This is a genomic window from Pseudomonas sp. PA-4-8C, from assembly GCF_021606625.1.
Lineage (GTDB): Bacteria > Pseudomonadota > Gammaproteobacteria > Pseudomonadales > Pseudomonadaceae > Aquipseudomonas > Aquipseudomonas lactis.
On sequence record NZ_WKCD01000019.1, the window covers coordinates 37,132 to 48,394 of the forward strand.

The 11,263-nt window shown below is 60.9% G+C and carries 14 protein-coding genes; 8 read left to right on the forward strand and 6 right to left on the reverse strand.

The features are described 5' to 3' along the window. Positions 1-40: 40 nt before the first annotated feature. The 4 genes from GIW04_RS05935 to GIW04_RS05950 all read right to left on the reverse strand — a co-directional run bounded on the left by GIW04_RS05935 (position 41) and on the right by GIW04_RS05950 (position 2,426). Positions 41-499, reverse strand: a complete 459-nt coding sequence (locus GIW04_RS05935; protein ID WP_003193804.1) for an LTXXQ domain protein — start codon at positions 497-499, stop codon at positions 41-43. Positions 500-750: 251 nt separating this feature from the next. Beyond that, positions 751-1,428 carry a response regulator transcription factor gene (locus tag GIW04_RS05940; RefSeq protein ID WP_003193803.1) on the reverse strand — a complete coding sequence of 226 codons (678 nt, stop codon included), beginning with the start codon at positions 1,426-1,428 and terminating at the stop codon, positions 751-753. A 100-nt stretch (positions 1,429-1,528) separates the two neighbouring features. Continuing rightward, complete coding sequence (locus GIW04_RS05945) at positions 1,529-1,828, reverse strand: YciI family protein (protein ID WP_003193801.1); 300 nt, start codon at positions 1,826-1,828, stop codon at positions 1,529-1,531. A gap of 1 nt (position 1,829) precedes the next feature. Then, complete coding sequence (locus GIW04_RS05950; RefSeq protein WP_120248615.1) at positions 1,830-2,426, reverse strand: septation protein A; 597 nt, start codon at positions 2,424-2,426, stop codon at positions 1,830-1,832. Between the two features lie 87 nt (positions 2,427-2,513). Here GIW04_RS05950 and GIW04_RS05955 point away from each other — a divergent pair, with 87 nt between their 5' ends. From GIW04_RS05955 to rluB, 6 genes are all read left to right on the forward strand, one after another. Beyond that, positions 2,514-3,377, forward strand: coding sequence for a PHP domain-containing protein (locus tag GIW04_RS05955; protein WP_034134362.1), 864 nt, complete (start codon positions 2,514-2,516; stop codon positions 3,375-3,377). Positions 3,378-3,390: 13 nt separating this feature from the next. Then, complete coding sequence (locus GIW04_RS05960) at positions 3,391-4,020, forward strand: L-threonylcarbamoyladenylate synthase (RefSeq protein WP_003193796.1); 630 nt, start codon at positions 3,391-3,393, stop codon at positions 4,018-4,020. A gap of 120 nt (positions 4,021-4,140) precedes the next feature. Further along, on the forward strand, positions 4,141-4,839 hold the full coding sequence (locus GIW04_RS05965) for a segregation and condensation protein A (RefSeq protein WP_164365898.1): 699 nt from the start codon (positions 4,141-4,143) through the stop codon (positions 4,837-4,839). A gap of 12 nt (positions 4,840-4,851) precedes the next feature. Then, complete coding sequence (scpB, locus tag GIW04_RS05970) at positions 4,852-5,772, forward strand: SMC-Scp complex subunit ScpB (RefSeq protein WP_003193794.1); 921 nt, start codon at positions 4,852-4,854, stop codon at positions 5,770-5,772. 126 nt (positions 5,773-5,898) lie between these two features. Then, entirely contained in the window at positions 5,899-6,090 is a 192-nt protein-coding gene (locus tag GIW04_RS05975) for a DUF1289 domain-containing protein (protein WP_003193793.1), read from the forward strand. A 144-nt stretch (positions 6,091-6,234) separates the two neighbouring features. Next, positions 6,235-7,443 (forward strand): 23S rRNA pseudouridine(2605) synthase RluB, encoded by a 1,209-nt coding sequence (gene rluB / locus GIW04_RS05980; protein ID WP_003193792.1) that lies wholly within the window; start codon positions 6,235-6,237, stop codon positions 7,441-7,443. A 193-nt stretch (positions 7,444-7,636) separates the two neighbouring features. Here rluB and GIW04_RS05985 read toward each other — a convergent pair whose 3' ends face one another. Beyond that, the gene (locus tag GIW04_RS05985; protein WP_057710462.1) at positions 7,637-8,596 is read right to left on the reverse strand and encodes a hypothetical protein; all 960 of its coding nucleotides are present in this window, start codon (positions 8,594-8,596) and stop codon (positions 7,637-7,639) included. A gap of 73 nt (positions 8,597-8,669) precedes the next feature. Continuing rightward, positions 8,670-8,807, reverse strand: coding sequence for a hypothetical protein (locus tag GIW04_RS05990; RefSeq protein WP_003175756.1), 138 nt, complete (start codon positions 8,805-8,807; stop codon positions 8,670-8,672). Positions 8,808-9,455: 648 nt separating this feature from the next. Here GIW04_RS05990 and GIW04_RS05995 point away from each other — a divergent pair. Next, a complete protein-coding gene (locus tag GIW04_RS05995; RefSeq protein ID WP_057710461.1) occupies positions 9,456-10,874 on the forward strand; it encodes an amino acid permease in 1,419 nt (472 codons plus the stop codon). A 107-nt stretch (positions 10,875-10,981) separates the two neighbouring features. Beyond that, the coding region (arfB, locus tag GIW04_RS06000; protein WP_236478944.1) for an alternative ribosome rescue aminoacyl-tRNA hydrolase ArfB at positions 10,982-11,263 on the forward strand (282 nt) is incomplete at its 3' end.

The following is an 11,263-nucleotide window of genomic DNA, read 5'->3' on the forward strand; positions in this document are numbered from 1 at the left end:
CAGCGGCGCGAACCACTGGGCTGGGGGTGAAGCTAGGCCATTATTGCGCTTTTTGCGCTTGCTGGGCTTTCCAGGCCTGGAACTCTTTCCATTCGGCGCGGCGCTCGGCTTGCTTCTTGACGATTTCGTCGTACTTCTTCTGCTGGTCGGGCTTGAGCACGGCACGGATATCGGCCTGGGTTTTCTGCTTGCCGGCGGCGATTTCGTCCTGCATGGCCTTCTGGTCAGCGGCCGGGAGTTTGTCCAGGTACTTTTGGGTCAGGTCTTTGCGGGCGTGCCATTGGTCACCCATCAGCTTGCGGATCTGCTCGCGCTGTTCCTTGCTCAAGTCCAGCTGGCTGAACGGGCCGCCTTTGCCACGCGGGCCGTGTTCACCGTGGCCTGGGCCACCCATCATGCGGCTTTCAGGCCCGCCCATCGGGCCTGGGCCTTCCGGCATTGCCATGGCAACGGTGGGCAGGGCGGTGGCGAACATCAAAGCGATAAGGGTCTTGCGCATGGTGTATCTCCTGTCTCTATTCCGGTGAGTCCGGATGTGAGTAGGTTACGCAGAGCAAGGTCAGCGGCGGTCAGGGGAGGGTAAAGCTTCGGTAAAGACGGGTTTGATAGGACCTGACAAAACCCTTGAAGGTGATGAAATCAATGGTGGGAGCTGGCTTGCCTGCGATAGCGGTGGGCCAGTTAGCATAACGGTGGACTGACACACCGCTATCGCAGGCAAGCCAGCTCCCACAGGGTTAAGCGGGATGTTTAGAGGCTGTAGTAGTAGCCACGACTACGCAGCGCCACGATGCGTGGCCGGCCATCCGGGTGTGGGCCGATCTTTTTGCGCAGGTTGCTGACGTGCATGTCCAGGCTGCGATCGTAGAGGGTCAACTTGCGGCCCAGGGCGATCTGCGCCAGTTCCTGTTTGTCCAGGGGCTCGCCGGGTTGGCGCAGCAGCGCTTCAAGCAGGCGGCTTTCGGAGACGGTGAGGGCGAACTCCTGTTCATCGATGCTGACCACGCCGCGCACCGGGCTGAAGCACAGGTCGCCCAGTTCCAGCTGGGTGGACACCGCGGCTGGGTGGCTGCGGCGTAATACGGCGCGCAGGCGCGCCGTCAGCTCACGCGGGTCGCAGGGCTTGGCCAGGTAGTCGTCGGCGCCCAGTTCCAGGCCGAGGATGCGGTCCAGGGGTTCGCCCCGGGCCGAGAGCATCAGCACCGGCAACTCCGGGTGGTCGTTGCGCAATTGCTTGAGCAGCTCCAGGCCGCTGCCATCGGGCAACATCACGTCGAGCACCACGGCCGCAGGCGCACTGTCGGCCAAGGCTTTACGGGCGCTCAAGCCGTCGTGGCAGGCGCGCACCTGGAAACCTTCCTGGCTCAGCCAACTGGTCAGCAGCTCACAGAGCTCCTGGTCATCATCTATCAGTAACAGCTCGCTCATGACTCACTCAATTTAGCCATTGTCGGCGGCGAAGGCCCCACCGGTGACGCCGTGAGCCATTATGAGTACGCCGAAACGATTAGGTTCGACGCAGCCGGGCTCAAGGCAAGACTTGCTTGAACGGCTTGATCACCACATCGGTGTAGACCCCTGCTGCAACGTAAGGGTCAGCCTTGGCCCAGGCCTCGGCGTCGGCCAGGGAAGCGAACTCGGCCACGATCAGGCTTCCGGTGAAACCGGCGTCGCCCGGGTCATTGCTGTCGACGGCCGGGTGCGGGCCGGCCAGTACGATGCGGCCTTCGGCTTGCAGCTGTTTGAGGCGCTCGACATGGGCCGGGCGTACGCTCAGGCGTTTTTCCAGGGAGTTGGCAACGTCGGTGGCAATGATGGCGTAGAGCATGTCAGTCCTCGGTTTTTGGTGTGGTAGCAGCGGTGTCATGCAGGTGGCGCGACAGGTAGATACCCTGGCCGATCAAAAACAATACGGTCATGCCCAGGCTGCCGAACACTTTGAAGTCGACCCAGTAGTCCTGGAAGGTAAAGGCCACGAACAGGTTGGCGGCGCCGCAGAACAGGAAAAACACGATCCAGGCCACGTTCAGGCGTACCCACACTGGCTCCGGCAAGGTCAGCGCATGGCCCATGATCCGCTTGATCAGCAGGCGGTCACCGATGAAGTGGCTGCCGATGAACACCAGGGCGAACAGCCAGTTCACCACCGGGGCTTTCCATTTAAGGAAGGTTTCGCTGTGGAAGGCCAAGGTCAGGCCGCCGAATACCAGGCAGGCGATAAGCGTGAGCCATTGGCTTTTTTCCAGCTTGCGCTGGGAGATGAAGATGGCGCCGTAGACCAGGATTGAGCTGACGATCAGTACGGCCGTGGCGCTGTAGATGCCCCCGAACGATAGCGGGTGGCCGGCGATTTCGATGACCCTGGGGTCGAGTTTGGTAACGATGAAAAACAGCAACAGCGGGATGAAGTCGATGAATTGTTTCACAGTAAGAGCCAGAAGCTGGATGTGGCGGCATAATAACAAACATCCTTGGTTGCGATAGCGCCAGCTGACTTGAGGTTACACACTCCCGTGAATGTTGATTTGCACTGCCACAGCACGGCCTCCGACGGCGCCCTGGCGCCCGCGGTACTGGTTGCGCGTGCGTTTGAAAAAGGCGTGCGAGTTTTGGCATTGACCGACCACGACACCCTCGAAGGCCTCGACGAAGCCCGCCAGGCCGCGCAGTCCCTGGGCATGCAGCTGGTCAATGGCGTGGAATTGTCCTGCACCTGGGGCGGCGCCACCATCCATGTGCTGGGCTACGGTTTTGATCAAAAGGCCCCGCCCTTGGTGGCGGCGATTGCCCAATTGCACGATGGCCGCTGGCTGCGGTCCGAAGAAATAAGCCGCAAGCTCAGCCTTAAAGGCATGCCGGGTGCCCTCGACGGCGCCCGCGCCATCCAGCAGGAGCTGGGCGACAGCGGCAACGCACCGGCCCGTCCGCACTTTGCCGACTGGATGGTGCGTGAAGGGTATGTAAAGGATCGCGCCGAGGCCTTTCGCAAATGGCTGGGCGCCGGCAAGTTGGGCGATGTGAAGCTGCATTGGCCGACCCTGGAAGACACCGTCCAGACCCTGCGGGCCTCCGGGGCCTGGGTCAGCTTGGCGCATCCCTGGCATTACGATTTCACCCGTAGCAAGCGCCGCAAGCTGATCAGCGACTATATTGGAGCGGGAGGCCACGCCATCGAGGTGGTCAACGGGCATCAACCCGCCGAACAGGTCGGCAGCCTGGCGATCCTTGCCCGCGAATTTGGTCTGCTGGTCAGTGCCGGCAGTGATTTTCATGGCCCAGGCGGCTGGTCCGAGATCGGCGAGTATCGCCAGGTCCCGGAAGATCTGCCGCTGTTGTGGGGGCGATTCAAGCATGACCCCATTATTGCCACCGTCTGAACAGGTAGAGCACGTGAGTCAATTCTTCCAGATTCATCCGGAAAACCCTCAAGCGCGCCTGATCAAGCAGGCCGTAGAGATCATCCGTGCCGGTGGCGTGGTGATCTACCCGACGGATTCGTCATACGCCATTGGCTGCCAGATCGGCGACAAGGGCGCGGTCGAGCGGGTAAGGCGCCTACGCCAGCTGGACGACAAGCACAACTTTGCGCTGATCTGCAGCGACTTGTCCCAGCTTGGGCTGTTTGCGAAGGTCGACACCGGCACCTTCCGTCTGCTCAAGGCCCACACGCCGGGGCCCTACACGTTCATTCTCAACGCCACCCGCGAAGTGCCGCGCCTGTTGCTGCACCCCAAGAAGCGCACCATCGGCCTGCGCGTGCCGGAACACCCGATTGCCCTGGCGCTGCTGGCCGAGTTGGGCGAACCGCTGATGAGCGTGTCGTTGATCCTGCCCGGCGAAACCGAGCCGTTGTACGACCCTTACGAAATGCGCCGATTGCTGGAAAAACACGTCGACCTGATCATCGACGGCGGCTACGGCGGCAATAAGGCCTCCACGGTGATCAACCTGGCCGACGGTGAGCCAGAAGTGGTGCGTGTGGGTTGTGGCGACCCGGCTCCGTTCATGGTCGAGGCCTGAATGTCGGCCGTGGAAACCGCTGACCCCCAGGCCGGCGCCCAGCAGGAACTGCCGTTTGCCATGGTGTACGGCCAGGCGGTCATGGAAATGCCCCTGGACCTGTACATCCCGCCGGACGCCCTGGAGGTGTTCCTTGAAGCCTTCGAAGGCCCGCTGGACTTGCTGCTGTACCTGATCCGCAAGCAGAACATCAATATCCTCGACATCCCGGTGGCAGAAATCACCCGCCAGTACATGGGCTATGTCGAGCTGATGCAGTCGGTGCGCCTGGAACTGGCCGCTGAATACCTGGTGATGGCGGCCATGCTCGCCGAGATCAAGTCGCGCATGCTGCTGCCGCGCTCGGAAACGGTGGAAGCCGAAGAGGATGACCCACGCGCCGAGTTGATCCGCCGCCTGCAGGAGTACGAACGCTTCAAGGCCGCCGCCGAAGGCATCGACGGCCTGAGCCGTGTGGGCCGTGATGTGGTGGTGCCCAAGCTCGACGCCCCCGAGGCGCGCGCGCGCAAGTTACTGCCAGACGTGAGCCTGGAAGAATTGCTGATGTCCATGGCCGAGGTGCTACGCCGTGGCGATATGTTTGAGAGCCACCAGGTCAGCCGTGAAGCGCTGTCCACCCGCGAGCGCATGAGCGATGTGCTGGAACGTCTCAAGGGCGGTGGGTTTGTGCCCTTTGTCGAGTTGTTCACCGCCGAAGAAGGGCGCCTGGGTGTGGTGGTGACCTTTATGGCGATCCTAGAGCTGGTCAAGGAGTCCTTGGTCGAGCTGGTGCAGAATGAGCCTTTTGCGGCTATCCACGTGCGGGCGCGAGCCGAATAACGAGCTGAATCGATGAATCTGACTGAACCCCGCGAACTGGCCCCTTTGCTGGAGGCCTTTCTCCTGGCCTCGGGTAAACCGCAATCTTTGGAGCGCCTGTTCGAGCTTTTTGAAGAAGCCGAACGCCCGGAGCCGCCGGTCTTCAAGAAGGCCTTGGAGATCCTGCGCAAGTCCTGCGAGGGCCGTGCCTTTGAACTGCGCGAAGTGGCGTCGGGTTACCGCCTGCAGATCCGTGAGAAGTTTTCGCCGTGGGTCGGGCGGTTGTGGGAAGAGCGCCCGCAGCGATATTCCCGGGCGATGCTGGAGACCATGGCGCTGATCGCCTATCGCCAGCCCATCACCCGCGGCGAGATCGAAGACGTGCGTGGCGTGGCGGTGAACAGCCATATCGTCAAGACCCTGCTGGAGCGCGAGTGGATTCGCATCGTCGGCTACCGTGATGTGCCGGGCAAACCGGCGATGTTCGCCACCACCAAGGTGTTCCTCGATCACTTCAACCTGAAAAACCTCGACGATCTGCCGCCCCTGGCCGAACTGCGGGAAATGGAAGCCGAGCCGGTGCTCGACTTCGACGACGCGCCGGTGCCGCAAAGCCTGCAGGAACTGGCCGACGCCAGCGCCGAGCCGGAGGAGCCCAAGGACGAGACCAGTTTCCATACGCTGTTGCTGGAACTGGACGACATGGAGCAGGGGATCAAGACCGACTTCGACGATTTGCTGCGTGATGGTGCGGCGGAGCCAGAAACCCAGGTGAACGTTGAATCCGAGCCTGAGGTCGAAGCCGAAGACGATGTGCTTGGCGTGGCCCAGGCCCGGGAAAAGCTCCTGGCCGCCGTCGCCGCCCTCGAACAGCCGCCCCTGAGTGACGAAGAAGACGAAGCCCGGGCGCTGGCCGAGGCCATCGAAAACGAGCGCCGCCAGCTCGAAGACTGACCGGCTCTGACGTTCACCGCGCAACCCATGTTGGAGCTGGCTTGCCTGCGATGCAGACGCCTCGGTCTCTCAGATGCAAGGAGGTGATGCCATCGCAGGCAAGCCAGCTCCCACAGAGGATCGACCATGAGTGCCCTGAAAGACCCGTGCATCAGCATCTGTAAATTCAACGACGACATCTGCGTCGGCTGTGGCCGCAGCAAGCGTGAAATCCGTGCCTGGAAGAAACTCGATAAAGCCGACAAGCGCACGGTATTGGCCGAAGCCGAGCTGCGATTGCTGGCCCTGGGGGCCACCGGTCGGCGGAAAAGCAAATGAGCTGGGCGTTATCGGCTAGTCTGTGATGCGGAACACGCGCCATGCGCGTATGATTCGCGACCCCTTGCCGACCTATTCGGCCAAGGCCCCGCTTTCAATACCCCTCAGGCCATGCCTGAATCGACCCACCGGGAGGTGCTTACGATGAATGACCAAGACCAGAAAGACCAGGAAATCGGCCCAGCAGGCGAAAAACTGCAAAAGGTGCTGGCGCGTATCGGCGTGGGCTCGCGCCGCGACGTCGAAGCCTGGATCACCCAGAAGCGCATCAAGGTCAACGGCGTCGAGGCCACCCTCGGCCAGCGCGTCGACCTGCACGATGCAATCACCATTGATGGCAAGGTCATCAAGCGTGAAGAGGCCGCCGAATCGGTGCGCCGCGTGATCATGTACAACAAGCCCGACGGCGAGATCTGCACCCGTGACGACCCGGAAGGCCGTCCGACCGTGTTCGACAAGATGCCCAAGCCTAAAGAAGGTCGCTGGATCAACATCGGCCGCCTGGACATCAACACCACCGGCTTGCTGATGTTCACCACTGACGGTGAGTTGGCCAACCGCCTGATGCACCCGTCCTACGAGATGGACCGTGAATACGCCGTGCGTGTGCGTGGTGAAGTCGATGACGAGATGATCGAACGCCTCAAGGCGGGCGTGGTGCTCGAAGACGGCCCGGCCAAGTTCACCGACATCAAGCAGGCGCCAGGTGGCGAAGGTTTCAACCACTGGTACCACTGCGTGGTGATGGAAGGCCGTAACCGTGAAGTGCGTCGCCTGTGGGAGTCCCAGGGCCTGGTGGTCAGCCGCCTCAAGCGCGTGCGTTTTGGCCCGGTGTTCCTGAACTCCGACCTGCCGATGGGCCGCTGGCGCGAAATGAGCCAGTACGAAGTCGATATCCTCAGCGCCGAAGTGGGCCTGACGCCGGTTGCCATGCCGCAGATGAACGCCAAGAGCAAAGACAAGCTTGAGCGTATGCAGCGTAAATCGTCGCGCCCGGTGCCACGTACCGAACGTGTTGCCCGCACCCTGCGCCCTGCGCTGGATGCACCGGCCACCGGCGGTCGTATCTCGCGTCAGCCGCACATTGAAGGCGAGCGCCGCCCCACCGCGCCATCGCGTCAAGAAGGCGAGCGTGCGCCACGTACGCCGCGTCCTGCGCCGGCGGGTGGTCGCAGCAACCGTGGTGAATCGGATCGCCCGGCCGACAACGCCAGCACCAAGCGTCCAGCCAAGCCAGCGGCGAACAAGCGCCCTGGCCCGAAACTGGTCGCGGACGAGCCATCGGGCAAGCGCCGTGGCGCACCGGCCGGTTCCGGCCAGCGCCCTGGTTTTGGTCGCAAGAAGCCGCAGTGATGCGTTAAGCGCTGCACAAAAACGCCAACCCTAGGGTTGGCGTTTTTTTTGCGATCTACCTTTGAAATGCAATCAACTGTGGGAGCTGGCTTGCCTGCGATAGCGGTGGGTCAATCACCTTTATGCTAACTGACCCACCGCTATCGCGGGCAAGCCCGGCTCCCACAGGGATCTCTATACGTCTGACGGATTTTTAAAAGGCAAAGGCGCCATCAAACACCGGCTTGTCATCCAGCGCCAGCACCCCACTGGCAAAGATCAGGTCCAGGTGATGACTGCCTTTCTGCCCGCCACCCAAGCCCAGGTGCAACCCGCAATGGCGCTCTTCAAACCCGGCATTGCGCGCATACAGGTCCTTGACCCCTTCATTGGTACCAATCCCCAACTCCTCCACACGACGGTTGGACGGGTTGGCATTCAGGTACTTGTTGAAATCATCCGCCAGCCCCGGCACATCACTGGCCACGCTGCAAACGGTGGAGTTTTCGATCCATAACTCCAGCGGTGATTGCAGCACGCCGTATTTGCGTGCAAAGGGGATAGTACTGAGGAAGGTGCCGACAAACCGCACCTGGCCGTTGATGGCTTCGCTGTGGGTGGCGATTTCGCCGGGCGCCAGGTCGTGGTTGCCGACGCCGTTGATATTGGTCCACTTCTTGATGCTGCTCATCGGCGCTTCCAGGCGCGAACCGTGTTTGTCGGTAAAGCTCAGCACGTTGGCCTGGGCCATGCGCCGGATCAACGTGGCGTTGAGGTCGGCGATGCGTTGGGGCTCGACGCTGAAGGTGTCGTAGAAATAGTCGCCGTAATCCTTGAACAGCAGGGATTTCTTCCAGTGCTCGGCCATCACGCCTTGCAGGGCGCGGATAAAGTCAGGGCCTTCGGCGCGTGGGTTGGGCAGCGTGGAGGAATCGTAGAGAAACAGGTACAGGTCGCAGCTTTGAATGGCCTGGGCCAGGGTGTCGCTGGGTGCCAGGTCCAGGCGTTGCAGTTGGAAGTTGAAGCGGGCGGCGCTGCCTTGGGTTATCGCCTGGGCGATGGCGTCATAGCGCGCGGTATGGCCCAGCAATACGGTAGGGCGGTTCAGGCCGTTGAGGGCCGGATGGTGCGCAAGGTAGTAAAGAAAGTGTTCGACGGCGCGGGCCTTGTCCATGACGGGTGTCCTTCTGTGCCTTGGGTAAGGGGGCAGGCGCCGTGCACAGCGCCTGCCGGATGCCTGCCGGGTATTAGAAAGGCCACATCGCAGTGCCAAAAGGCACAACGGCATCGGCTTGCATCATTTCAACGGCGGCCTCATGGGTCGGCGCTTCAAACCAATCGTCGAGTTGCAGTTCGGTTTCCAGGTCGTTTTCCAGTGCTTGCATGGTGTATCTCCTAGAGGACGTTGATTGAGAACGGCTCACCCACGGGCTTCGTGGGCAAGTGCAAAGAACCTAGAAGAGAGTGTTTCGAAATGCAAAAAATTTATTGACACGGTTTCATTTGGATTTTTTCTTCTGTTTTTTGTCGAGTTTTTTTATTCAGGTAAAACAGTGAATTGGCTGAAGCGATTCTTCAGACGTTGCCTACCGACAGAATTCCGTTGAAGGCTGCCAAAGTCTGGCTGTAACGCAGATTTTCCGGGGTGTAACGATAGATTTACGTAACTGCCCTGGCTTTGCTGGGGGGCATGCTGATGTAAGCATTAGCTGACAGATTTGCCTGTGCACTTTCCCGGTGCGTGCCGAAGCTGTCGAGCGGTGTACAATGCGCCGCGTTTTACTGTGACCCCCCCTTGCGTACCCACGCAAAAGGCTAAGACCTCAGGGTTTGATCCCCCTGATCACTCCGCCTGGCCACGAGCCGGACGGGTTCGATTTCGTCACAGATAAAAACAAACAGGTGACGCATGACCATTAGAAAAACGCTGTACTCCTGGTGCCTGCGCTGGGGTTTGAGCGGCGCTGCTTGAGTCGGTAATTCAAGGCAGCAACCTGCATTCAACTCTTCAAACCTTGCGTGAGACCCTTTTCATGAGTGGACCCCATTCTTCTTCAGGCGAGCTGAAACGCGGCCTGAAAAACCGGCATATCCAGTTGATCGCCCTCGGTGGCGCCATCGGCACCGGCCTGTTCCTGGGCTCGGCCGGGGTGCTCAAATCCGCCGGCCCGTCGATGATCCTGGGCTATGCCATCTGCGGCTTTATCGCCTTCATGATCATGCGCCAGCTTGGCGAAATGATTGTCGAGGAGCCGGTCGCCGGCTCCTTCAGCCACTTTGCCCACAAGTACTGGGGCGGTTTCGCCGGCTTCCTGTCGGGCTGGAACTGCTGGATTCTGTACATTCTGGTGGGTATGTCGGAACTGACGGCCGTCGGCAAGTACGTGCACTACTGGTGGCCGGAGATTCCGACCTGGGTCTCGGCGGCGGCGTTCTTCGTGCTGATCAACGCGATCAACCTGGCCAACGTCAAAGTCTTCGGTGAAGCCGAGTTCTGGTTCGCCATCATCAAGGTGGTGGCGATCGTCGGCATGATTGCCCTGGGCAGCTACCTGCTCGTCAGCGGCAGCGGCGGCCCGCAAGCCTCGGTCAGCAACCTGTGGGAGCATGGTGGTTTCTTCCCCCATGGCGTCGGCGGCTTGGTGATGGCCATGGCGATCATCATGTTCTCCTTCGGCGGTCTGGAAATGCTCGGCTTTACCGCTGCCGAAGCCGACCAGCCACGTACCGTGATCCCCAAGGCGATCAATCAGGTGATCTATCGCATCCTGATTTTCTACATCGGTGCCCTGGTGGTACTGCTGTCGCTCACCCCGTGGGACAGCCTGCTGGCGACCCTCAACGCCTCCGGCGATGCCTATAGCGGTAGCCCGTTCGTACAGGTGTTCTCGATGCTGGGCAGTAACACGGCCGCGCATATTCTCAACTTCGTGGTGCTGACGGCCGCGCTGTCGGTGTACAACAGCGGCACCTACTGCAACAGCCGCATGCTCTTGGGCATGGCCGAGCAAGGCGATGCGCCCAAGGCCCTGGCGAAGATCGACAAGCGCGGTGTGCCGGTGCGTTCGATCCTGGCCTCGGCGGCGATCACCCTGGTGGCGGTGCTGATGAACTACCTGATGCCCCATGACGCGCTGGAACTGTTGATGTCGCTGGTGGTGGCCACGTTGGTGATCAACTGGGCGATGATCAGCTTCTCCCACTTCAAGTTCCGCCAGCACATGAACCGCACCGGCCAGGTGCCGCTGTTCAAGGCGCTGTGGTACCCGTATGGCAACATCATCTGTGTAGCGTTTGTGGTGTTTATTTTGGGCACCATGTTGATGATTCCGGGCATTGACCGCTCGGTGTACGCGATCCCGGTGTGGGTGGCGTTCATGGGCGTTTGTTACTGGGTCAAGAACAAGCGGGCGCAGCAGTCCATGGATATGGCGGTCCCCGCGGTGAAGTAAGCGTCAATGTTGTTAAGCAGACCCGGCCTTGTGCCGGGTTTGTCGTTTGAGGGGATGGCCGAGGTGCATTCGCGTATCCTAGGGCTTCTTCCGGAGGACCGTGTTACATGCTGGTGATTTCCAACAACGTACAGCTGCCCGATGCCGAGATCGAGCTGACCGCCATTCGTGCCCAAGGTGCCGGCGGGCAGAACGTCAATAAAGTGTCGAGTGCGGTGCACCTGCGGTTTGATATTCCGGCCTCGTCGTTGCCAGAGTTCTACAAGGAGCGCCTGCTGGCGCTGCGTGACAGCCGCATCACCAGCGAAGGCGTGCTGGTGCTCAAGGCCCAGCAATATCGCACCCAGGAGCAGAACCGCGCCGATGCGCTGGAGCGCCTGGTGGAGTTG

Bases quoted from the DNA above. Each gene is read 5' to 3' on its own strand.
- GIW04_RS05995 (WP_057710461.1), top strand. From the start codon at position 9,456: ATGAGTGGACCCCATTCTTCTTCAGGCGAGCTGAAACGCGGCCTGAAA.
- GIW04_RS05985 (WP_057710462.1), bottom strand. From the start codon at position 8,596: ATGGACAAGGCCCGCGCCGTCGAACACTTTCTTTACTACCTTGCGCAC.
- scpB (WP_003193794.1), top strand. From the start codon at position 4,852: ATGAATCTGACTGAACCCCGCGAACTGGCCCCTTTGCTGGAGGCCTTT.
- GIW04_RS05990 (WP_003175756.1), bottom strand. From the start codon at position 8,807: ATGCAAGCACTGGAAAACGACCTGGAAACCGAACTGCAACTCGACGAT.
- GIW04_RS05935 (WP_003193804.1), bottom strand. From the start codon at position 499: ATGCGCAAGACCCTTATCGCTTTGATGTTCGCCACCGCCCTGCCCACC.
- GIW04_RS05945 (WP_003193801.1), bottom strand. From the start codon at position 1,828: ATGCTCTACGCCATCATTGCCACCGACGTTGCCAACTCCCTGGAAAAA.
- rluB (WP_003193792.1), top strand. From the start codon at position 6,235: ATGAATGACCAAGACCAGAAAGACCAGGAAATCGGCCCAGCAGGCGAA.
- GIW04_RS05975 (WP_003193793.1), top strand. From the start codon at position 5,899: ATGAGTGCCCTGAAAGACCCGTGCATCAGCATCTGTAAATTCAACGAC.
- GIW04_RS05940 (WP_003193803.1), bottom strand. From the start codon at position 1,428: ATGAGCGAGCTGTTACTGATAGATGATGACCAGGAGCTCTGTGAGCTG.